The sequence below is a fragment of the Mycobacterium sp. 1164985.4 genome, from assembly GCF_001668575.1.
Taxonomy (GTDB): Bacteria; Actinomycetota; Actinomycetes; order Mycobacteriales; family Mycobacteriaceae; genus Mycobacterium.
The window spans coordinates 52088-73917 of sequence record NZ_LZMD01000012.1 but is presented as its reverse complement, the minus strand read 5'-3'; the positions used below and the strand labels follow the sequence as shown (position 1 = coordinate 73917).

Below are 21830 nucleotides of genomic sequence, written 5' to 3'. Positions count from 1 at the left end.
GTCGAGATCCTCTCAGGAGTCAGACGGCAACCAGGCCGGTCTGCGGGTATGGACGAATGCATCACGGTCTGAGCTGACCGACCAACGCGGTGCGCGCTTTTCGAGGAAGGCGGTGAACGCCTCGATCTGTTCGGACGTTCCGATCGACGACCAGTAGCCGCTGACGTCCACGGCAGGCAGAGCACGCGCCATCTCGCGCTTCATCGCCGCCCGCGCGCCGGGCCCGGTCTGCCGAACCCGGTCGAGCAGGGTCTGCGTCTCGGCGGCAAGTGAGTCGTGCGGGACGACCTTGCCGACGAGTCCCATCCGCTCAGCCTCGGCGGCGTCGATCCAGTCGTTCGCGTAGATCATGTGGTTGGCGCGCAATGTACCGATGCGTTGCGGAATGCGTGCGGCGACGAACGCCTCGTACACGCCGCGGGTCAGATCCGGCACCCGCATCCGGGCCTGATCCGAGGCGATCACGAGATCGGCGAACAGCGTCATCACCAGCCCGCCGCCCATCGCGATGCCGTTGACCGCGCACAGCACGATTTTCGGGATCCTGCCGAGCACTTCGAACGGCGTAGCGTCGTACGCCTCGGTGAACGAGTCCCACGAACGATCGGGATTGCTCACCGAGTTCATGTCGCCGCCCGCGCAGAACACGTCGCCGGATCCGGTGATGACCAGGAACTGCAGATCCGGTTCGTCGGCCACGATCATCGCCGCACGTTTGATTCCGTGGTAGCCGTCGGCGGTCACCGCGTTGCGCTTCTCCGGACGGTTGATGGTGACGGTGAATGTGTCACCGGCGATCTCGCCGATCAGCTCCGGTGCACCGAGATCGACCCGCAGGGAGTCCGGCAGTCCGCTCACGAGATCACGGCGACGAGCTCGCCGACGTCGTAGGTGCCACCGACCTCGACCTTCCACGCCACCACACCGGATGCCGGTGCCTCGATGTCCATTTCGACCTTGTCCGTGGCAATCGCATACAGCGGGTCGCCCTCGGTCGCGGACTCCCTGTCGGCGACGTACAGCTGCGTCACCTCGGCTTCGGTGATGGCGTCACCGGGTTTAGGCATCCGAACTTCGGTCACACGATCCTCCCAACCGCTTCGACAAGCTGAGCAGCACCCGGACGGCACGCCGCCTCCAACGTTGCGGCCCGGGGCACCGGGGTGTACGTCCCCGCGACCCGCTGTATCGGCGCCGCCAGCACGCCGAACAGCTCGGTGCCGACGGCAGCCGCGATCTCGGCGCCCGGCCCGCAGAAGCCGACCGATTCATGGGCGACGACAAGGCGTTTGGTCTTTCGAACGGAGTCCAAAACGGTCGCGAGATCCAGCGGGACGAGTGTCCGCAGATCGACAACCTCCACCGAAACGCCCTGACCTTCCAGCTCTTTCGCAGCTTCGAGGGCGGCATGCACCATCACGCCGTACGTGCAGATGGTGACGTCGGCGCCCGCCCGCTTGACGTCGGCCTGCCCGAGTGGAATCACGTAATCCGCCAGCGGGACCGGCCCCTTGCCCCCGCCGTAGTAGAGCTTCATCGACTCGATGAACAGACAGGGATCCTCTTCGCGCAGGCACGCGTTGAGCAGCCCCGCCGCATCGGCTGCCGTGCTGGGCCAGACGACCTTGAGTCCCGGCGTGTGCATCGCCCACGCCTCGAGGGCTTGCGAATGCTGCGGTCCGGCAGCCGTTCCCACCATCGTGCGGATCACCAGCGGTGCGCCCCGACGGCCGCCAGACATATAGCGGACCTTCGCAGCGTGGTTGGCGATCTGATCCATCGCCACGCCGAGAAAGTCCATGAACATCAACTCGGCGACGGGGCGCAGACCGGCCAGCGACGCGCCGAGGGCGGCGCCAATGATCGACGACTCCGCGATCGGGGTGTCGCGCACCCGGTTCTCCCCGTACTTCGCTGACAGACCCGCGGTGATTTTGAACATTCCCCCGCCCGACCGATCGCCGATGTCCTCACCCAGCAGGACGATCGAGTCGTCGACGGCCATTGCACGGTCGAGGGTCCGGTGAATCGCCTGGACCAGCCCGAGATCCTCGGTGTCGCCGTCGGGCACGCCCCGGTGCGCCTGACTCTGTGCCGACAATGCAGATCCGTTGTCGGCGAAGACATCACGAGTCAACTCGTCGACGTCGAGCGGAGCGGCGTCGCGCGCCGAGGCGAAGGCGGCCTCGATCTCCTCCGCCGCCTGGACGTCGATCGCGTCGAGCGTGTCGCTGGTGGCGATCCGGCCATCGAGCAGGCGCTGCCGATAGCGGGCGAACGGCGGGTCGGCGCGCTTGGCGGCGAGCTCGTCGGGATCGGCATAGGCCATCGCATCGCCGAAATAATGGCCCTGCAGTCGATAGGCGAGCGCCTCCACGAATGTGGGACCTTCACCCGACCGTGCGCGTGTGACCGCCTCGGACACGGCCTCGTACACGGCCTGCGGGTCGGTGCCGTCGACCGTCACACCCGGCATTCCGTACCCACCGGCGCGTGTCGACAACGTCGTGGTCCGGGTGTACCGCGACATCGCCGTGCACTCCGCCCAGGCGTTGTTCTGGCAGAAGAACACCACGGGCAGCGACCACAGCGCCGCCATGTTCATGGCCTCGTGGACGTAGCCGATGCTGGTGGCGCCGTCACCGAAGCTGACGAGAACCACCTGTCCGGTGCCGCGGATCGACGCGGCCAACGCGATGCCGTTCGCGATCAGCGGGCCCGCCCCCACGATGCCGGTCGTCCAGGCGATCCCATGGTCGGGATCGGAGATCCCCATCGCCCCTGCCTTACCTCGCGACAGGCCGGTTTCCCGACCGAGGATCTCGCCGAAATAGCCGGCCAGGTCGATACCCTTGGCCACGACGTCGCCCAGGCCGCGATAGGTGGCCACGAGTTGATCGGAATCCGACAGCGCCAGCGCCGCACCCGCCGACATCGCCTCCTGACCGTCCACCGGCCAGTAGCTCATCGCAATCTCACCGGACGACAAGCCCTTTCGGACGCGTTGATCGGCATGGTGAACCTTGCTCATTCGGCGGTACAACTCGATGGCGCGATCGGTGGTCGCTGATTGCGCCTCGGTGTCCAACTGGGTGGCCATTGAGTCTCCTTGCCCGCACACTTCGGCTGCATGATTCTACAACATGACGAAATGTGTTCAATCGTTCTGTTTGCTCACTGTCTTCAGTTGCTCGGCGAACAGCATCCGGTCGAAATAGCATCGCTCGAGGATCAGCCGGTCTTCGTCGAAGCCGAACAGGTTGACGCTGAGCATGTCGAAGGCGGTACCCGGGCAGGTCGTCCTGGTCTCGAGGATCAGCCCGTCGGGACCGTGGTAGATGCCCTCCGCGGTGTAACGCATCCGCGGCAGTTCCTCCCACTGCTGCAGGATCATCTGGCGGACCGCCGCATCACCATCGTAAACCGTTGCGGTGGGCACGATTTCATAACGTGGACGAGCGAAGGTGGCCATCACCGCCTCGAGGTCGCGATCGTTCTCGCCCCCGACGTGGCGCAGCACCGTGTCTTCGCGGATTCGCCGCAGGTCGGCGCCACTCATAGCGGCTGGAAGGTGGGCAGGTGGCGGCCGTCGTCCAGGGGTAACCACGCGATCGATACCCCATCCCCGACCGCGGGGGGTGGACCGAACACGTTCGACATGATTCGGGCGCCCTCGTCCAGGTCGACCAGCACCACCGAGTAGGGCACCCGGTCCGCGAAGGCCGGATGTGCGGCACGATGGTGCACGCTCACCGCGTAGACGACGCCTCGTCCACTGAGCTGCTCCCAGCGCAACGAGAACTCGCCGCAGTGCGGGCACACATGTCGCGGGTACCAGACCAGTCGCAGACACGACTCGCACCGCTGCATCACCAGTTGATGTTCCCGCGTCGCCGCCCAGAACGGTGCCGAGACCGCGGTTGGTTCGGGCACCGGCAATCCTTCGCTCACAGCGTCGCCTCCGATCCGAGGATGACCGTGGAGGTCGCGGACAACACACCGCCCGTGCCGTGCGCCAGGGCGGTCTGCGCGCCGGGCACCTGTCGTTCGCCGCATTCACCGCGCACCTGGCGGGCGGCCTCGACGAGCAGGAACGCCCCGAACGCGCCGGGATGTGTGTACGCGAGCCCGCCGCCGGTGGTCTGGCCCGGAAGGGCGCCGCCGGGCGCGAGCACACCGTCGGCGACGAACGCTCCGCCCTCCCCCTTCTTGCAGAATCCGAGATCCTCCAACGCCAGCAGCACGGTGATGGTGAACGAGTCGTACAACTGCACGACGTCGATCTGGTCCGGCGTCAGACGCGCGGCGGCGAACGCCGTCGGACCGGACACCGCACCGGGAGTGACGGTGAGGTCGGGCATCTGGGTGATCATCGCGTGCGATGCCGCCGACGCCGCGCCCAACACGTAGACGGGCCTGCCGAGATCGCGGGCTCGCTGTGCGCTGGTGATGACGATCGCGGCTGCGCCGTCGGTGACCAGACAACATTCGAGCTTGTGGACGGGTTCGGCGAGGTAGCCCGAGCCGAGGACGTCATCGACGGTGATCGCGTCGCGCAGATGTGCGCGCGGATTGCGCACCGCCCACGCCCTCGTGTCGACCGCGATCTGTGCGAGCTGCTCGGCCGTGGTGCCGTAGGCCGCCATGTGGCGACTGGCGGCGAGTGCGTACGCGCTGATCGGAAGCATCACCCCGAACGGTGTTTCCCACTCGAGGCGTTCGGGTGTGGCGAACACACCCAGTCCCTTCTCGCCGCGCTTGCGCGCCGCACGCGGCGTCGAGGCGTAGACGATCACCACGGTCTCGGCGAGGCCGGCGGAGATCGCGGCGACGGCGTGCTCGATGTACAGCCCGTAACTCGCGCCACCGGTCTGCGTCGCATCGGTGAATCGCGGTGTGATCCCGAGGTATTCGGCCAACTCGACCGAATGCATCAACGTACCACCGGTGCATGTGCACAGACCGTCGACATCGCGCAGCGAGAGGCCGGCGTCCGCGAGCGCGGCGCTGATGACACGCGCTTCGAGCTCACGGAGCGGCACATCGATGACACCCGACGGTGACACCTCGTCGGCGACCCCGATGACGGCGGCGGCGCCACGAATGTTGCGATTCACACGTTCTCCTGTTCGAACAGTTCGCGCAGCCCGGGCTGACTCACCTTCAACGACGGCGTGCGCGGAAGTTCGTCGACGATCCGCAGCTGCACCGGCACCTGGTATCGGGTGAGGTGCTGGCCGACGAAATCGAGCAGGTCGTCGGGTTCGACCTGCGCACCGTCGACGAGTTCCACGGCGGCGACCGGCACAGCCCCCAAGCGCTCGTCGGGAAGTCCGGTGACTCCGGCGTCACGCACGGCAGGGTGACCGCGCAGCGCGGCCACGATGTCCGCCGGGGCGATCTTGAAGCCACCTCGAATGATCACGTCGTCGATGCGGCCGTCGACGTACAGAAAGCCATCCTCGTCGACCCGGCCGAGATCCGTGGTGCGAACCCACTCGCCGCCGTCAGTCCGGACCTCGATCAGGCCCTGACCGCCTGCGGATAGCTCACTGCCGTCGTCGACCGACACGACGCGCACTTCGCGGCCGCTCTGCGGACGACCAACACTGCCCCGCTTCGCCTTTGCCCATTCACGGTGCAGTGCCAGGTTCCAGCCCGCGACGCCGCCCGCAAACTCGGTGGCCCCGTACGACGGCAACACCGCGACGTCGTACCGCGCCTCGAAGGCCTCCTGAACGGGCACCGGCAGTGGCGCCGTACCGGAGGTGACCACCTGCACGCTGGAGAACACCTCGGGTGGCACATCGGCGTCGAGCACCATCGCCAGCGCCGACGGTACGAGGCTCACCGCTCTGGGCCGGTGGCGCACGACGAGGTCGACGAAATCCGCCACCCGGAACCGCTCCAACAGTGCGACCCTGCGTCCTTCGCAGAGGTTCAGTAGGGTGCGGAACAGGCCGGACATGTGCACCAGCGGCGAGCTGACGATGGCGACGCCCGAGCGCAGGCGCACGCCTCCCGCGTCACTCGAGCCGTAGTGGGCACCCGCTGCCGACAGCGTGTGTGCAAATGAGTCGTATGACAACGGAACCCGCTTCGGCGGGCCGGTGGTGCCGCTGGTCAGCATCTCGACCGCCACACCGGGTGGTTCAGTGCGGAAGGGCCCGGCGCCCGGATGCTCCAAGCCGGCGACGACCTCCACGGTCGGTGGCGTCGTACTCACCTCGAGACCGACCGCGCCCGCAGCCGCCGCAACCATCGACGGTCGCTGCCAATCGGTGCAGGTTGCGACAACGGCGGGCAGGCGCAGCTCCTCGATGTCGGAGGCCAGCCGGGTGTCCCCGTTCGACGGGTTGATCGTGACGACGCAGGCGTTGGCGAGCAGAACGCCCAGCATCGCCGCCACCATCGCCGGATGATTGCGCAGGACGAGTCCGATCGGCGCGCCGTTAGCCAATTCCGCTGCCGTCAACCGCCTTTTGACTTCGGTTGCGACGTCAGCGATGGCACCCCAGTCGGTCCACACCCCGTCGTACTCGACGGCGGGGGCCGCCGGGTCCAGCGCCAGCACGGCTCGAATGCGAGCGGTGAGCTGCTGACTCAAGCCGGCGCCGCCGCGAGTTCGCTTGCCACCGGGATCACCTCTTCGGCGAAGAGCTTCATCGAATCGTGGACCTTGGCGCGATCCATCGCGCCACCGCGCGACATGCGCAACATGATGTTGCGCCAGCCCATGTCGATGACCGTGCGCATCTTCTCGATGATGCGATCGGGGCTGCCCATCAGCGTGAGATGCGAGTTGAGAACCTGCTCGTAGCTTTGTTTGTCGTGCTTGTCGAACCAGTCGGCATACGCCTTGTAGTCCGCCGGGATGTCGCCGCCGCGCTCGAACGGGCTGGAGTACTTGCGGTGCGTCTGGATGGACAACTCGACGCTCTCCTGCGGATAGGTTCTGGCGAACGAGTCGTCGGAGTGACAGAACGCGTTCAATAATGCCCAAACGTTGCCGGTGGCCGCGGTGAGCCCCATCTTGGCCTGCGTCTCGAGGTAGATGTCCAAAGCTCCCTGCAGGTCGGGGTCGACCTGGTACGGATTGCCGATGATCGCACCGAATCCCTTGTCGGCCAACCACTCGAAGCTCGACGGCGTCTTCATCACCGTGCCCCACACGGGAATAGGATCCTGCACCGGTCGGGGATGAATGGTGACGTCCTCCAGCTGCCAATACTTACCTGAGTAGGTGACATTCTCCTGCGCCAGCAGCAAATTGACGATCTCGACGCATTCCTGATACCGCGCGGTGGCCTCATCCATCGGAATTCCGAAACCCTTGAACTCGTGCGCCTGGTAGCCGCGTCCGAAGCCGGCATCGAACCGCCCTCCGCTGAGGTTGTCGACCATGGCGATGCGCTCGGCGAGACGGATCGGATCGTGGAACGGGGCGACCATGCACGCGGTACCGATGCGGATCCGTTCGGTCTGCGCCGCTATCGCCGCAGCCACCAGGGGCAGATCCGCGAGGGTGCCGTAGGGCGAGAAGTGGTGCTCGGCGAGCCAGACCTCGTCGTAGCCGAGTTCCTCGGCCCACCGCACCTCCTCGAGCACATTGGCTAGGACATCTTGGTGGCTGAGGTGATTGGGCTTGTCACCGAGGATGAACACGCCGAACCGCATGTCAACGCCTCCGCTGAGAATGTAGTTGCAGTTACTGCGACTATATTGCACGATTGAACAGATCACGTCAATCCGTTCTATCGCCGTGGAGGGCCATGTGACCGCATCCGCGACCCTGTCCGCCAGCATGGTCGGCACCACCCTGGCCCCCACGACCTACCGCTGGACGGAGACGGATTGCATCCTCTACGCGCTCGGGGTCGGGGCGCGCCCGCCGGCGGAACGGCAGCTGCTCGATGAGCACTGCGGGCCCGCGGTCCTTCCCACCTTCGCGCTGATCGCGAACTGGTGGGCGGTCAAGGATCTGCGTACGACGCTGCAACTCGGTCAGGCCCCGATCGTGCATTCGGCCCAGTCGCTGGAACTCGAACGTCCGCTGCGCCCCAGCGGCGAGGTGGGTGTCACCGCGGAGGTGTCGGCGCTGTGGGACACCGGCAAGCACGCTGCCATCGAGGTGTCGTCGGTCGGAGTCGACGACGAGGGTCCCCTCTTCCGCGCGTCCTCGCAGACCATGGTGCTCGGAGCGGGAGGTTTCGGAGGATCGCGAGGACCGGCTGCCGTCGACACCCCGCAGGGCACACCCGACGGGGTCCACACCGACGACGTCCGGCCCGAACAGGCGGCGATCTACCGGCTGAGCGGTGACCGCAACCCGCTGCACATCGATCCCGCCGTGGCCCGCAAGTTCGGTTTCGACGACGTCTTCCTGCACGGTCTATGCACGTTGGGGTTCGCCGCACGTGCCCTGATCACCCTCGCGGGCGGGGGCGATCCGGCGGCACTGACCTCCATCAGCTGCCGATTCGCAAAGCCGGTCGAGCTCGATGCTCAACTGCGCACGGAAATCTGGCGCGACGGCACGCGCGTTCGCTTCCGGACCGTGCAGGGCGACGTCGTTTCCCTGCGTTCCGGCACCGCGACATTGGCAGGATGCTGAGCATGGATCAACGGCGCGCACGAGGCCGGCGAAACCGCGAGGCACTGATCGCGGCCGCCATCGAGCTTTTCACCACCAGGGGATACGAACAAACCACTGTCGAGCAGATCGCGGAGGTGGCCGGCGTCGCACCGAGAACGTTCTTTCACCACTTCGCTGCCAAGGACGACATCCTCTTCCACGGGTACGCCGACCGTCTGGCGGAGGCGATCCGGCGATTCCGCGCGGCTCACTCCGGCTCGCTGTGGGACGCACTGGCCGAAGCGTCCGAAGCGGTGGCCACCGCCATCGCCGAGAACCCGGAGATCTTCCTGGTGCGCGCCGCGATGTACGGCGAACTGCCGGCCCTGCGGGCCACCATGCTGCGCATCAACGACGACTGGATCGACCAGATGACGGTCGAAGTGGCGCGGTGGCTGGGCGTCGAGCCCGATGTCGACATGCGTCCCCGGCTGGCCGCAAACTTGGTCAACGGTGCCAACCGAACGGCAATCGACCTGTGGGTATCGGGCCGTGGGACAGGCGATTTGGCCGCCATGATGTCGGAGGCCGTGCACCTGCTGCGTCCGTCGATCAACCGAATCGAGCGCGAGTCGAAGCAGGCCGGGAGTCGTCGTGTCGGATGAGCTACGCCCCGTAGCGGTAGTCACCGGTGGGGCGCGCGGCATCGGCGAAGCGATCGTCGAGGCGTTGATCGAGGCCGGATACCGCACCGCGGCGGTCGACGTCAACGCCAAGGCGGTCGCGCGTGCCAAGGAGTCGCCCGCGTGGCGTGCGGGGCTGCTGGTTCCGTTGGAGCTGTCGATCACCGACCGCCCGTCAGTCGAGCGGGCGATGCGCGAGCTCACCGCTGAGCACGGTCCCATCCGCGCCCTGGTGAACAACGCCGGAATGACCCTGCCCGCCAGCTTTCTCGATCAAACCGACGAGGACTGGGATCGCATCGTCGACGTCAATCTCAAGGGCACGTTCGTGATGGGGCAGGTCGTTGCTCGGCAGATGGTCGAGGAGAAATCCGGAGTCATCGTGAATGTCAGCTCGGTGTCGGCTCACGGCGTCCGGACCGGGCCGCCGGCCTACGCGGCCGCGAAGGCCGGAGTGGAAGGCCTGAGCCGGCTGATGGCGGTGCAGTTGGCGCCGTTCGGCATCAGGGTGAACACGGTGGTCGTGGGTACGACCGCAACGCCGTGGCTGCTATCCCGCAAGACCGACGACGAGCTGGAGCGCATGCGTTCGTCGACGCTGCTGGGCCGCATCGGCGAGCCGCAGGACGTGGCCAACACGGTCGCGTTCCTGTGCTCACCGGAGGCCAAACATCTCACCGGTCAGCTCATCTCGGTCTCAGGTGGGCAGTGGATCCCATGACCGCAACTCACAGAACGATGAGACATCTTCTGCTACTCTGTTTACCGCTGTTCGCGCCTCGAGCCCGGGGGATTCGGTGGATCTGAAGAGAATTCTGTTCGACGTGAGCGATCACGTCGCGACGATCACGATCAACCGCCCCGAGCGGCTCAACGCCACCGACGATCTGGCCCGAACCGAGCTCGGATGGGCCTGGGGCCAGGTGCGTGACGACCACGGCATCCGCGTGGCGATCATCACCGGTGCCGGCGACCGGGCGTTCTGCGCCGGACAAGACATCCGAGCCACGGCGCAGAGCGGTATCCGCAACAAGGTTCCCGGTTCGCGGTTGCATCACAACGTGTGGAAGCCGGTCATATGCGCACTCAACGGTATGGCGGTCGGCGGCGCACTGCATCAGGTCGCCGACGCCGATCTGATCATCGCCGCGGAACACGCTGAGCTGATCGACACGCATCTGGCGGTCGGCAACGTGTTCGCGCTCGAGCCGGCGGTTCTATTGCGACGCATGCCGCTGTCGATGGTGATGCAGCTCGCACTGCTGACCAAGGACGGGCGCATCAGTGCGCACCGGGGCCACGAGATCGGCCTGATCAATGAGGTGGTGCCCGCACAGCGCCTGCAGGAGCGCGCACGCGAGATCGCCTTGTCGATCGCCAAGCTGTCTCCCGCCACCGTGCAAGCGTCCATCAAGGCGATGTGGTCCAGTCTCGACGTCGGCCTGCACGCCGCGCACGACGTGGCCTACCGCTATGTACTGCAGCATCAGATGACCCATCCCGACTATCGAGAGGGAATGGCCGCGTTCGCCGAGAAACGTGAACCGCGCTGGGTGGTCGAATGACTCGACCGACGGGGGCTGCCAGAACATTTCATTACGACCCGCTCCCGTACGACGCGGTGCTGCCCGCGATGCTGTGCTCCGTCACCTCCCGTCACGGCTCGAACGACTTCGTCGTCTCCACGACGGGCGACGGCACCGTCGAACGAATCACCTACTCAGAGGTGGAGGCCCGATCCGCCGACATGGCGGCCCGCCTGCTCGCCGCGGGCGTCACCAAGGGGGTCCGAGTCGGCATACTGGCACCCAACGGCCCCGACTTCGTCACCGCGTTCCTCGCGGCCACCCGAATCGGCGCGGTCGCGGTGCCGATCAACACCCTTTTCCAACCCGGCGAACTGCATTGGGTGCTCCGCGATGCCGACGTCCACACGCTGCTGGCCGTCGAGACCCTGCTGGGCAAGGATCTGTTGGAGCGCATCGAATACGCCGCCGGGGACTTCGACGAGGTCGACGGACAACTGCGGATTGAGCGACTACCCCAGTTGCGTAACGTTCTTCCGCTGGGCGGGCCCGGCCGCCGCTGGCCGAGCGCCTGGCCCGACCCAGTGCCGACCGGTTTCCTCCGGTCGTGCGAATCCACCGTGCGGGCGGCGGACGACCTGCTTGTCATCTACACCTCGGGCAGCACGTCAAATCCCAAGGGCATCATTCACACTCACGGGACAGCGATCACCCACTCCCGGTTCATCGCCACCGCCCACGAATGGGACCACCATGACCGAATCTACGTACCCATGGTGTTCTTCTGGGTCGCCGGACTGGTCTTCGGGATGCTCGGCCCCATGCAAGTGGGTGCGACCATCCTCACCGAGCACCGGTTTGACGCGGGCGAGGTCTTACGTCTCCTCGAAAGCGAAAAGGCCACCTACACGACGGGTTTTCTTCATATCGGCCCCGCACTGGTCAATCATCCCGACTTCGCCGCCACCGATCTGTCGAGCCTGCGCGAGGGTTACCAGCAGGTGCTGCTACCCCCCGGGCGACGCACGCCTGACCCGTCGCTGCGAGTCGCGCAGCTGGGAATGACCGAGACCTGCAGTTCGCACACGTGGTGGCCCCCGCACGAGGAGCTGCCCGAGGCCAAGCGCGGGTCGCTGGGTGTCGCAGCGCCCGGTTACGAGCACAAGATCGTCGACGACGCGGGCAACGAAGTACCCAACGGCGTCACCGGCGAGATCTGTGTGCGCGGAACGGCATTGCTGCGTGGAATGGTCGGCAAGCACTGGCATGAGGTGGTGGACCATGACGGCTGGCTGCACACCAGGGACGCCGGCTATCGGGACGACGACGGCCACCTGTACTTCGCGGGCCGCACCGACGAGATGATCAAGACCGCCGGCACGAACGTCGCCCCGGTGGAGGTCGAGGCCGCACTGGCTCGCATCGACCCGGTGCGCATCGCCTACGTTGTGGGCATACCAGATCCGGACAAGGGCGCGATCGTCAGTGCCGCCGTGGTGCTCAACGAGGGACGCACCGCATCGGCCGAGGACCTGGCGGCCGCGTGCCGTGAGCAGATCGCGGCGTACAAGGTGCCGAAGAAGTGGGTGATCCTCCCCGACCCCCGCCGCTTGCCCTACACCACGACCAACAAGATCGACAAAGCACGGTTGACCGAGTTGATGGCGACCGGAGAACTCTCGTGACGTCGTTGGCCGAACTCGAGGCCCGAATCGAACGCCTGGAGGCGCTCGACGAGATCCGCCAGCTCGCGGCGAAATACGCGGTCGCGTTGGATATGCGGGACCTCGATGCCCTGGTCAATCTGTTCGTCGACGACGTGAAGGTTCCCGGAAAGCGTCGCGGCCGCGCGGCGCTGCGCTCCTGGTACGACCGCGAGCTGCGGCACGACCTGTTGGGCAGCGCACACGGTGTGCACGGCCACGTCATCGACATCCACGACGTCGACAACGCCACGGGCCTCGTCTATTCGCGCAATGACTTGGAGACAGAGTCGGTTTGGCTGATCGAGATGCTCGCTTACCTGGACACCTATCAACGTCGGGACGGTCGTTGGTACTTCGTCAAGCGCACGCCGTTGTTCTGGTACGAGAGCGACATCACCCATCCTCCGCTGGGCGAGCGGAAAATGCGGTGGCCGGGTACCCCGCCCCACGACGGCGGCTGGCACGACGCGTTTCCGTCGTGGCAGGAGTTCCACAACGCCGAATCCGGCCGTCCCGACAAACCGGTACCCGCCCCGGCACCGGCGGGCGCGTGGCTGCGCACACTGCGCCGCAATGCCGCCGAACCGCGGGTCCATCCCGCCGGCCACTCCGACGACGACCCGCGGGATGGCTGAGATGGGCGATACCGCATGGGTTTTCACCCCTTCACCGGAGCAGGACGAACTTCGCCGGACGGTCCGTGCATTTCTCGAGCTCAAGTCTTCCGAGAGCGAAGTCCGCCGTGTCATGGGGACTCCCGACGGTTACGACCGTGACGTGTGGTTCCAGCTCGCCGACCAACTCGGGCTTCAGGGTCTGGCCATCCCAGAGGAATTCGGTGGGAGCGGGTACAGCATCCAGGAACTGGCGTTGGTGGTCGAGGAGTTCGGGCGTGCCCTGCTGCCCGGTCCGTTCTTCGGGTCGGTGGTGTTGGCCGGCAGCGTTCTGATGTGCTGCGCAGACACCGGTGCCAAATCGACGTATCTGCCGCGCATCGCATCGGGACTGACGGTTGCGGCGCTGGCAATGACAGAGCAGTCCGGTCGGTGGGATGTCGACGACATCCAGACCAGCGCACGTTTTACCGGTTCACGCTGGACCCTCGACGGCACCAAGACATTTGTACTGGACGGGCACATCGCAGACCTGCTGCTGGTGGCGGCCCGCACCGATGCGGGCATATCGCTTTTCGCGGTCGACGAGACCGATAACCTGCACCGCCGGCCGTTGTCAACATTGGATCCGACGCGGCGCCAAGCCCGCATCGACTTCGAGCACACCCCCGCAGAGCTGATCGGCGCCGAGGGGCAGGCATGGCCCGCGATGTCACATGCCCTGGACATCGCGGCGGCCTGCCTGGCCGTGGAACAGGTCGGGGGTGCCCAGCGCTGCCTGGAGATGGCAGTCGACTATGCGAAGGCGCGCCGACAGTTCGGCAGGCCGATCGGGTCGTTTCAGGCGATCCGCCATAAGTGTGCCGACTTGATGCTGGAGATCGAGTGTGCCCGCGGCGCAGCACAATACGCCGTGCAGGCGGCGGCCGGACAAGCGGGCGAACTGCCCGCTGCGGCGTCCCTGGCCAAGGCGTACTGCTCGGACGTATTCACCAAGACCGCCGCCGCTAACATTCAGATCCACGGCGGTATCGGGTTCACGTGGGAGCATCCCGCGCACCTGTACTTCAAGCGAGCGAGGTCGTCGGCGCAGCTGCTGGGCGACGCCACGTACCACCGCGGCCTGCTCGCCGACCGGGTCGGGATCTAGAAGTCGGTGCCGCCGTCGATGTTGATCACGGCGCCCGTCATGTAGGCGGCCCGCTCGCCCAGTAGGAACGCGATCAACTCGCCGGCTTCGTGCGGGCGCCCACCCCGGTCGAGCGCGACGCGCATGTTCCACGCCGGATTGCTGGCCAGGTGCGTGTAAATCGCATCGTCGAGCGGCACGCCGTATTCCGTCGCGCGCTGTGCACGGATGAAATCGTTCACCTCGGTGTCGAACAAGCCGGGACAGATAGTGTTCACCCGGATTCCGTCCGGCCCATGGGTTTTCGCGAGAATCTTGGAAAGCGTCAGGACGGCGGCCTTGAGCGCGTTGTAGGGCGGTATGAGGATCTTCGGCGCCCGTACCGAATACGCGGCCGTCGTCACCACCGTCCCTCCCCCGTTGCGCTGCAGATGGGGAATGACCGCGCGGCATGACCGCACCGTCGCCATCAGGATCATCTGGTAGTACCAGTCCCACGAATCGTCGCCGTGCTCGAGAAACGGGCCCTGCTGCCTCATCGGGCCCGCCGTCACGGCCAGGCCGCGCAGTGGGCCGAGCCGGTCGGCCGCCTCATCGACGGCGCGCTGCACGCCATCGCCGGTGGCGGCGGCGTCGACGCTGATTCCCACGGCGTTCACCCCATATCGGTCGGACAGCCGGTTCGCCCTCTTGGTTGCCCGTTCGCCGTCGCGCGCCAGGAGCGCGACATTGGCGCCGTCGCGAGCCAGCTCCTCGGCGGCGGCGAATCCCATGCCGGTCGTCCCGCCGACAATGATGAAGTTGCGTCCGGACACCCCGAGATCCACGCTGGCCCCCTTCTTGCCGGTCAGTACGCCAACCGATATCGTGCGAGACTAAACATCTAGACGAGTGATGTCACTATGTTCACCCTGTGTTCTCCGAGCCTCGCGATGTGGGCGACGGTGCGCCGGAACACCGGAACACTGGGTGTCGCGTAGCATAGAGACCTTGACAGACTCAGCTTTCTGGGACGAGGGGCGACATGTCGACTGAGCGGGCCGCGGCCGCGATCGACGAGCAAGAGGAGTCGGACCGCCGAGATCAGATTCTCGAGGCGGCGAACCTCTGCTTTGCGCAACTGGGGATTCAGCGCACCAGCGTGCAGGACGTAGCCCGGATGGCGAATGTGTCGCGGGGGACGGTATATCGGTATTTCGAGGACCGCACGATCCTGATCGAGGCGGCGATCGAGTACGGCGCGCAGAGGTTCTACAAGGAAGTCGCGGCGGCGATGGCAAAGAAGCCGACGCTGGCGGAAAAGATCGGCGCGATGGCCGAAACCCACGCCAAGATCCTGCTCGACCATCGGACCCGCAATCGTTTGATGGCCGACGACGCCGAGTTGATGCGGCACATGATCTCCGATGGGGACTCCGCGGTGCGACGCACGACCCAGTTCCTGGTGCCCTACGTGCGGGAGGCCCAGGAGCGAGGCGAGGTGGGGGCGGGCGTCGATGTGGCAGCGGCTAGTGAATGGCTCGCGCGGATCATCTACTCGTTCTCGACGGTCAACAAAGCTCAGACCTTCGACATGTCCAAACCGGCGACCGTGCGCCGCTACGTCGAGAAGTTCGCGGTCAACGGTCTGCGGTGAACCGAGCGCACCCCTAGTCAGTAAGACATAATCTGTAATATTGTTCTCCCCGACGGCGCAGGAGAGCGAGGGCAGAGATCTGATGGGTGAGCGTTCGCTGGCCGGTAAACGGGTGGTCGTGGTGGGCGCGTCCGCGGGGATCGGACGCGCCTTCGCCGTCAGAGCAGGCAAGGAGGGCGCCCGACTGGTCCTCGCCGCCCGCCGAGTCGACAAACTCGAGGAGGTCGTCGCGGAGGCGGGCGGAGGCGTCGCGGTCGCCGTCGACGTCCGCACATCGGCCGATTGCGCGCGTCTCGCAGATACCGCCCGGGACACCCTCGACACGGTGGACATCGTGTTGATCTCGTCGGGCTACGCACCTCTGAAGATGTTCGCCGACACCGATGCACAGGACTGGCTCGACGTCTTCGAAACGAACGTGGTCGGCGTGCACGAGATCATTCGCGCGCTGCTTCCCGCGCTCACCCCTTCAGCGATCGTGGCTGCGATGTCGTCGGATTCAGTCCGCCACCCGCACACCGCGCTCGGCGCCTACTCGGCGAGCAAGGCAGCGTTGGAACGGTGCCTGGTCTCATGGCGCCTGGAGAAACCGGGATACCGGTTCAGCTGCATCGAGGTCAGTGGAACCGTACCGACGGACTTCACGTCCGCCTTCGATCCCAGCCTTCTGAATACCGCAGTCACCGAATGGCTTTCGCGCGGCCTCGTTCAGGAGAGCCTGATGGCCCCGGAGGCGGTCGCGGATGTCTTGGTCGGAATCTACGCCAGCGCCATCGACCATCCGGACGTCGGTTTGGAATCGATCGTCGTGAAGTCTCCGACAGGTCCGATGCGGGCATGACCACGAAGATCGAGTCGGCATGGCCGTCGCACCCGGACTACAGGATCGGCATCAGGTCGTGTCCCTACATCGGGCAGGTGTGGCTCGATGACACCCTGGTCGCCGAGAGTGAGAACTGCCTCGTCGTTGCGGAAACCGATCACGTTGACCGGCTGTACTTTCCGGAGGAAGACGTCCAATGGGATCTGCTCGTACCCAACGCGCACACCACGGTGTGCCCGTTCAAGGGCGAAGCCTCGTACTGGAGCCTGCGCCACCGGGACCAGGAGATCGAGAACGTCGCGTGGAGCTATCCTACTCCGCTGCCCGAGGTAGCGGGGATCGTCGGCCACGTTTCGTTTTACGACGAGCGGCTGCGCGTCGTTGTCGTGGAGCGTTGGCATGACGGATCCTTGGTACCTGTGAGGTTTCCGCTGTGGGGCGATGCCGCCGAGTTGGTGCGACTGATCGACGTCCAACCCACCGATGCGAATACGTTTGTCGGCCCCGCGCATGGTCCCGCGGCCCGCGATGTGGTGGAAGGCGGGCAGCTACTTGCAGAAGCCATCGTCGCCGTGTCGAAAAGGCTTCCGCAGCAACGTGTCACGTCTGCGTCGATGGTTTTCGTCAAAGCGGCCTCCTTCGGGGCACCGGTCGATCTGACCGTCGAACTGCTCCGCAAGGGGCGGACGTTCTCCACCGCCGAGGTACGCGCGACCCAACACGGCACACTGCGAGGTGCCGCGATACTGCTGTGCGACTCCGGATCCGATGACGTCATCAGTCATGTGGCGGCGATGCCGGACGTCGCGAAGCCCGTGGACGCAGAACCGTTCGAAGGTTTCGGAATGCCCGGCCGCGAGATCAGGATCGTCGACGGGGCCTACGACCTCAACCCCGACCGGGTGGGCCCGCCCGAGATCAATGCGTGGGTCCGGTTCCGCGAAGCCCCCGATGAGCCGTATCTCCACACGGGCCTTCTCGCCCAGTCGTCGACGCATTGGACCATCGCCGCGGGCATGCTCCCCCATGCCGGATTCGGCGAGGCGCTTGCGCACCGCACATTGTCGACCGGGATCATGAAGGCCACGATCGCTTTTCACGAGGAGGTGGATGTCACCGACTGGCTGCTCTACGCCAATCGAGCGTTCTGGGCCGGGCGTGGCTTGGTCCAGGGGGACGGTCACGTCTTTACCGAGGACGGCCGGCTGGCGGCTTCTTACACGATTCAGGCCATGGTTCGTGAGTTCCAACGCGATCCTGCAGCGATGGGGCACGACAGTCGTACCGCTATGTGACAAGTTGACACTATCTGTTCTATCATCCAACCGGCATGGAGGCCCGCGTCTTAGCGCATTGGAGGGCTAGATGAACCGTCTCAGCGGCAAGGTGGCCGCGATCACCGGCGCAGCCCGTGGTCAGGGCCGCAGCCATGCGGTGAACATGGCCGACGAGGGCGCTGACATCATCGCAATCGACATTTGTGCGGATATCCCCTCGAACGAATATTCGCTGGCGACGCGCGCCGACCTCGACGAGACAGCGAAACTGGTTGAGAAGGCCGGACGCAGGGTCATCACTGCAGCAGTCGACGTGCGTGACCGGCCCACCCTGAAGAAGGTGCTCGACGACGCCGTTGCCGAGCTCGGCGGTCTGCACGTCGTCGTCGCGAATGCGGGAATATGCCCGCAAGGCAGCCATATTCCCTACCGCGGGTTCATCGACGCCTTCGACGTCGACTTCGTGGGAGTCGTCAATACGATTCACCTCAGCCTCGATCATCTCGGGCCGGGTGGTTCGATCATCGTGACCGGATCGATCGCGGGGCTCGTCGAACAAAAGGATCTCGCGACCGGCGGCGGACCGCAGGGTCCCGGCGGCGCGGGGTACGGCATGGCCAAGAAGATGATCCGCGAGTACACGAAGGCGCTCGCACTGACGATGGCACCCCACAGCATTCGGATCAACGCGATCCATCCCACGAACGTGAACACCGACATGCTGCACAACTTGCCGATGTATCGCACATTCCGGCCGGATCTCGCCGATCCTTCGCGTGATGATGCCGAACTCGTCTTTCCCGTCCTCCAGGCGATGCCGATCCCCTACGTCGAGCCGGAAGACATCTCGCATGCGGTCGTCTACCTTGCTTCCGACGAGTCACGCTATGTGACCGGCCAACAACTCTTCGTCGACGCCGGCGCCAGCCTCAAGATGGGTATTTGAGCCCGCGAACCTGCGGGGCCGATGGCGTCTGATGCGCCCCTAGCGACGGTCGACCGCCGTTGCGGCTATCACCGTAATCGGTACGTCGTCCTCCCACGGCTGGCGATCGATCAGATCAGCGATCTCGAAGGTGCCACGTTCGAACTCGCCTGTCGCGGCGTCGATGAGGCGATACCGCTGCCGCTGTCGATGGATCGGCTGACCATCGATCATGATGATGCGAACCTCGCCCGGCTCGAAACGACAGCGGGCGTGCAGAGCTCGCACCAGGTTCTCGTTGTGCAGATGGCCGTCGCCGAAGCTCCATCCGAGCGCATACGCGGCGACCATCTCGCCCTCGACGACGGCGTACTCATCCTCACGCCCGGCGGGCATGACGCGATTCAACAGCGTCACGACGGCGCGGCCGTGTGCGTACATCGCACGAAACGCCAAGCCGCGGTACATCGCGATCTCCGCATTCTCGGGACCGGCGAGCCGTTCGAGTTGCTTGTGCTGCAACAAGCCGAGTCCCGAGGCCCGCTCCTGGATCTTGGCGGTGGCCGACTCGGTCAAACACCAGGTGGAGATGTCCCAGTTGCCCGCGTAGTAGCGCATCCCCGGCAGGAAGGACACTTTCGGCGGGTCGACGTTGCCGAGAACGATTGCGGCGATGATCACCGCCATCAGCGCGGCCACCGCCCACGGCTGCGCAAGCTCACCGAGGCCGAGATCCGCATGTGCGACGAAGAGCGACCCGATGCCGAAGATCATGAAGACGTTCCACTCCAGAGGCACCCCAAGAGGAATCGACGTCAGTATCACGAGGTGAAAGATCACCATCACCGTGGCCGCGACGATGGTGATCACTCCGCCGTGGGAGAAGAACATCACCAGCGGCACAAGCAATTCGACGACGGTGCCGCCATGCGCGAGCAGCCGCGGGATAATGCTGGGCCGAACGTCCTCCGGGTAGCCGCGATAGAGCAACGTGCGCAAGCGCTTCGAGCGAACCAGAGGGCTGTTACCCATCATCGTCGCGACAACATAGGGAAAATGTTTGTTCAGCTTCGATGTGGCCGCCCCCATCCAGATCGCCACCATCACCAACTTCGCTGCGACGATCATGTCCTGCCCCGGCAGCAGGAACGTCACCGTCAACGCCCCGTACACCTCGCCGCGGGCGGCGAGGAAGATGAGCTTGTCGCGAAGCCCGGCGATCGCAAGCAACGCGACAATCACAGCGATGTTCGGAGTCGGCAGCAATCCGATCGAGGTATCCAAAGCGGCAACGGGTCCCGTGCCGTCCGACAGCAGCGCGCAGAGCGTCGCAACGAGCAGACCGGCATACAGCACCACGTCGAGCGGACCGCGGCGATCACCGGCGGTCAGCGGCACCCAGCGCGGCCACGGCGGGAGCCGGATGGTCCCGACGCGGAGCCAGTACAGCACCGAGCCCATCGGCGGTTTGATCTTCCCGGTCAACGGCCCGAATCCGCAGCCCAGTCCGAGCACCTCGAACAGCAGCGCCCACAGCACGGCCTTCTGGAAGACGATCGGCTCGCTCCACCACGACGCGATGTTTCCCCACCCGTCGATGCCCTTGGTGGCCAACGCGAAACACACGCCGCCGATTACGAACAACGCGATCTTCACCGTGTAGAGCACATACAGCACGTCGGGGTTCCCCATCCCCCGCTCCGCGATGTGGCGCACGAGAGGCTTGAGCCGCCCCGATCGGCTGCCCTGCCGCCATGTCGGGTGGTCGAGCGCGGGTGAATCCGCTTTCAGAAAGCCCAATGCGCTCTTCCCTCTAGGTCAGCGTGTCGTTGCGGATGTGAGCGAGGTGATGCAGCAGAGCCTCGTTGCGACCGAACACGACGTGGTCGACCCCTGCCTCCAGGCCACGCTGACAGGCCTCGGCCATCGGGAAGTCCTGGCCGTCGAGCACCTGGGCGGCGCCGTCGATTCCCATCTTGTACCAGGTGCGTTCCTCCTCGGTGGTGATCTCCTTTGGCGCCCCGATGGACAGGTAGACCACGGCCTCACCGGGACTCTTGCCCGGATATGCGCGCAACATCTGCGAGGTGCCCGGTGCCTCGATCAGCACACAGCTGGGAAACAGCCCGTACACTACGGTGCCGAAGAATTGGTCTGGCCAATTGGCTTCGGGAACGTCGCGATACTGCACGATGTCGCGGAACGGAAACGCCCAGCGGATGTTCCGGCCGTAGATGTCGTAGACGGAGTTGTTCGACGCCAGCGGGTCGAGGGTGTCGGCGTGTACGTACGGGAAGTGGTAGCCCTCGAAATTCACGTCGACGGCGAGTTTCCAGTTGCATGCGATGTCGTAGCGCCTGGTTTCGGCATGGTGGTTGTGGTCAAACCCGTATTCCGACAGCGGTACCGAGATTCCGTCGAGCGCTGCGGACACGTCGACGTCGGCTGAGAGCCCCACGACGATCAGTCCCGCTTGATCGGTGACCGGCAACTCGATGAGACCGCGGCGCTCGAGATCCGCCCCTGCGAACATCTTTCGGGCCGGAGCCCCCATCAGGCGACCGTCCAGACCGTAGGTCCACCCGTGGTAGGGACAGCTGAGTGACCGTGCCCTGCCGCAGCCGTCGGCCACCTGCGCGCCGCGATGCGCACAGCCGTTGATGAACGCGCGAAGGACACCCTCTCTGCCCCGGGTCACCAGCACAGGCGTGCCCATCACGTCTTTCGTCGTGTACGACCCCGGCACGGCGACTTCGCCGGCCCAGCCGATCACGTGGGGAACGCTGCGCAGCATCGCGACGTCGGCCTCGAAACGTTCGTGATCCACGTAGGCGCTGCGCGGTTCACGCCAGACCTCGTCCGCGACATCGAGGGAGTCGTTCTCGAAATGCTTGAGGACTCGGCGGGTGAGATCGAGGGCTTCTTGTCGGGGCACG

The 21830-nt window shown here is 65.6% G+C and carries 22 protein-coding genes; 11 read left to right on the top strand and 11 right to left on the bottom strand.

The window, feature by feature from the left end:
- Window positions 1-12 precede the first annotated feature (12 nt).
- Genes A5650_RS01255 through A5650_RS01220 form a run of 8 tightly spaced genes read right to left on the bottom strand, consistent with a single transcriptional unit; the run spans window position 13 to window position 7677 of the window.
- The gene (locus tag A5650_RS01255; RefSeq protein WP_067285503.1) at window positions 13-858 is read right to left on the bottom strand and encodes an enoyl-CoA hydratase/isomerase family protein; all 846 of its coding nucleotides are present in this window, start codon (window positions 856-858) and stop codon (window positions 13-15) included.
- On the bottom strand, window positions 855-1082 hold the full coding sequence (locus tag A5650_RS01250) for a lipoyl domain-containing protein (protein ID WP_082950551.1): 228 nt from the start codon (window positions 1080-1082) through the stop codon (window positions 855-857). The genes A5650_RS01255 and A5650_RS01250 overlap by 4 nt, the downstream gene beginning before the upstream one ends.
- The gene (locus A5650_RS01245) at window positions 1079-3100 is read right to left on the bottom strand and encodes an alpha-ketoacid dehydrogenase subunit alpha/beta (RefSeq protein WP_067285500.1); all 2022 of its coding nucleotides are present in this window, start codon (window positions 3098-3100) and stop codon (window positions 1079-1081) included. The genes A5650_RS01250 and A5650_RS01245 overlap by 4 nt, the downstream gene beginning before the upstream one ends.
- Window positions 3101-3157: 57 nt before the next feature.
- Window positions 3158-3559, bottom strand: coding sequence for a nuclear transport factor 2 family protein (locus A5650_RS01240; protein WP_067285498.1), 402 nt, complete (start codon window positions 3557-3559; stop codon window positions 3158-3160).
- On the bottom strand, window positions 3556-3933 hold the full coding sequence (locus A5650_RS01235; protein WP_231992441.1) for a Zn-ribbon domain-containing OB-fold protein: 378 nt from the start codon (window positions 3931-3933) through the stop codon (window positions 3556-3558). The genes A5650_RS01240 and A5650_RS01235 overlap by 4 nt, the downstream gene beginning before the upstream one ends.
- 14 nt (window positions 3934-3947) lie before the next feature.
- Window positions 3948-5117: an acetyl-CoA acetyltransferase gene (locus A5650_RS01230; RefSeq protein ID WP_067285493.1), complete on the bottom strand. Its 1170-nt coding sequence runs from the start codon at window positions 5115-5117 to the stop codon at window positions 3948-3950.
- Window positions 5114-6607 carry a class I adenylate-forming enzyme family protein gene (locus tag A5650_RS01225; RefSeq protein WP_067285492.1) on the bottom strand — a complete coding sequence of 498 codons (1494 nt, stop codon included), beginning with the start codon at window positions 6605-6607 and terminating at the stop codon, window positions 5114-5116. Before A5650_RS01225 ends, A5650_RS01230 begins: the two co-directional genes overlap by 4 nt.
- A complete protein-coding gene (locus A5650_RS01220; protein ID WP_067082098.1) occupies window positions 6604-7677 on the bottom strand; it encodes an LLM class flavin-dependent oxidoreductase in 1074 nt (357 codons plus the stop codon). The genes A5650_RS01225 and A5650_RS01220 overlap by 4 nt, the downstream gene beginning before the upstream one ends.
- A gap of 97 nt (window positions 7678-7774) precedes the next feature.
- Here A5650_RS01220 and A5650_RS01215 point away from each other — a divergent pair, with 97 nt between their 5' ends.
- The 7 genes from A5650_RS01215 to A5650_RS01185 all read left to right on the top strand — a co-directional run bounded on the left by A5650_RS01215 (window position 7775) and on the right by A5650_RS01185 (window position 14254).
- Entirely contained in the window at window positions 7775-8614 is an 840-nt protein-coding gene (locus A5650_RS01215) for a MaoC/PaaZ C-terminal domain-containing protein (protein WP_156743964.1), read from the top strand.
- Window positions 8615-8616: 2 nt separating this feature from the next.
- Complete coding sequence (locus tag A5650_RS01210; protein ID WP_067285529.1) at window positions 8617-9240, top strand: TetR/AcrR family transcriptional regulator; 624 nt, start codon at window positions 8617-8619, stop codon at window positions 9238-9240.
- Window positions 9230-9979, top strand: a complete 750-nt coding sequence (locus A5650_RS01205; RefSeq protein WP_067285491.1) for an SDR family NAD(P)-dependent oxidoreductase — start codon at window positions 9230-9232, stop codon at window positions 9977-9979. Before A5650_RS01210 ends, A5650_RS01205 begins: the two co-directional genes overlap by 11 nt.
- A gap of 103 nt (window positions 9980-10082) precedes the next feature.
- Window positions 10083-10823: an enoyl-CoA hydratase-related protein gene (locus A5650_RS01200; protein ID WP_231992440.1), complete on the top strand. Its 741-nt coding sequence runs from the start codon at window positions 10083-10085 to the stop codon at window positions 10821-10823.
- Complete coding sequence (locus tag A5650_RS01195) at window positions 10820-12469, top strand: class I adenylate-forming enzyme family protein (protein ID WP_067285486.1); 1650 nt, start codon at window positions 10820-10822, stop codon at window positions 12467-12469. Before A5650_RS01200 ends, A5650_RS01195 begins: the two co-directional genes overlap by 4 nt.
- Complete coding sequence (locus tag A5650_RS01190) at window positions 12466-13125, top strand: nuclear transport factor 2 family protein (RefSeq protein WP_067285484.1); 660 nt, start codon at window positions 12466-12468, stop codon at window positions 13123-13125. Before A5650_RS01195 ends, A5650_RS01190 begins: the two co-directional genes overlap by 4 nt.
- Window positions 13064-14254: an acyl-CoA dehydrogenase family protein gene (locus tag A5650_RS01185; RefSeq protein ID WP_502687033.1), complete on the top strand. Its 1191-nt coding sequence runs from the start codon at window positions 13064-13066 to the stop codon at window positions 14252-14254. Before A5650_RS01190 ends, A5650_RS01185 begins: the two co-directional genes overlap by 62 nt.
- Here the strand turns inward: A5650_RS01185 and A5650_RS01180 are convergent.
- Entirely contained in the window at window positions 14251-15060 is an 810-nt protein-coding gene (locus A5650_RS01180; protein WP_082950547.1) for an SDR family NAD(P)-dependent oxidoreductase, read from the bottom strand. The genes A5650_RS01185 and A5650_RS01180 overlap by 4 nt on opposite strands.
- 197 nt (window positions 15061-15257) lie before the next feature.
- Here A5650_RS01180 and A5650_RS01175 point away from each other — a divergent pair, with 197 nt between their 5' ends.
- From A5650_RS01175 to A5650_RS01160, 4 genes are all read left to right on the top strand, one after another.
- Window positions 15258-15869 (top strand): TetR/AcrR family transcriptional regulator, encoded by a 612-nt coding sequence (locus tag A5650_RS01175; protein ID WP_067082079.1) that lies wholly within the window; start codon window positions 15258-15260, stop codon window positions 15867-15869.
- A gap of 40 nt (window positions 15870-15909) precedes the next feature.
- On the top strand, window positions 15910-16710 hold the full coding sequence (locus A5650_RS01170; RefSeq protein WP_231992439.1) for an SDR family oxidoreductase: 801 nt from the start codon (window positions 15910-15912) through the stop codon (window positions 16708-16710).
- Entirely contained in the window at window positions 16707-17987 is a 1281-nt protein-coding gene (locus A5650_RS01165; protein WP_067285476.1) for a DUF427 domain-containing protein, read from the top strand. The genes A5650_RS01170 and A5650_RS01165 overlap by 4 nt, the downstream gene beginning before the upstream one ends.
- 70 nt (window positions 17988-18057) lie before the next feature.
- Window positions 18058-18915, top strand: coding sequence for a mycofactocin-coupled SDR family oxidoreductase (locus A5650_RS01160; protein ID WP_067285474.1), 858 nt, complete (start codon window positions 18058-18060; stop codon window positions 18913-18915).
- A gap of 39 nt (window positions 18916-18954) precedes the next feature.
- Here the strand turns inward: A5650_RS01160 and A5650_RS01155 are convergent, their stop codons facing one another.
- Together A5650_RS01155 and A5650_RS01150 are read right to left on the bottom strand one after the other, a co-directional pair.
- Window positions 18955-20694, bottom strand: a complete 1740-nt coding sequence (locus tag A5650_RS01155) for a DUF3556 domain-containing protein (RefSeq protein WP_067285471.1) — start codon at window positions 20692-20694, stop codon at window positions 18955-18957.
- Between the two features lie 13 nt (window positions 20695-20707).
- Window positions 20708-21829, bottom strand: coding sequence for an aromatic ring-hydroxylating oxygenase subunit alpha (locus A5650_RS01150; RefSeq protein ID WP_067285469.1), 1122 nt, complete (start codon window positions 21827-21829; stop codon window positions 20708-20710).
- Between the last annotated feature and the right edge of the window lies 1 nt (window position 21830).

Coding starts and splice junctions, on each gene's coding strand:
- A5650_RS01210 (WP_067285529.1), top strand. CDS start 8,617: ATGGATCAACGGCGCGCACGAGGCCGGCGAAACCGCGAGGCACTGATC.
- A5650_RS01165 (WP_067285476.1), top strand. CDS start 16,707: ATGACCACGAAGATCGAGTCGGCATGGCCGTCGCACCCGGACTACAGG.
- A5650_RS01175 (WP_067082079.1), top strand. CDS start 15,258: ATGTCGACTGAGCGGGCCGCGGCCGCGATCGACGAGCAAGAGGAGTCG.
- A5650_RS01240 (WP_067285498.1), bottom strand. CDS start 3,559: ATGAGTGGCGCCGACCTGCGGCGAATCCGCGAAGACACGGTGCTGCGC.
- A5650_RS01245 (WP_067285500.1), bottom strand. CDS start 3,100: ATGGCCACCCAGTTGGACACCGAGGCGCAATCAGCGACCACCGATCGC.
- A5650_RS01220 (WP_067082098.1), bottom strand. CDS start 7,677: ATGCGGTTCGGCGTGTTCATCCTCGGTGACAAGCCCAATCACCTCAGC.
- A5650_RS01195 (WP_067285486.1), top strand. CDS start 10,820: ATGACTCGACCGACGGGGGCTGCCAGAACATTTCATTACGACCCGCTC.
- A5650_RS01185 (WP_502687033.1), top strand. CDS start 13,064: ATGCCGCCGAACCGCGGGTCCATCCCGCCGGCCACTCCGACGACGACC.
- A5650_RS01160 (WP_067285474.1), top strand. CDS start 18,058: ATGAACCGTCTCAGCGGCAAGGTGGCCGCGATCACCGGCGCAGCCCGT.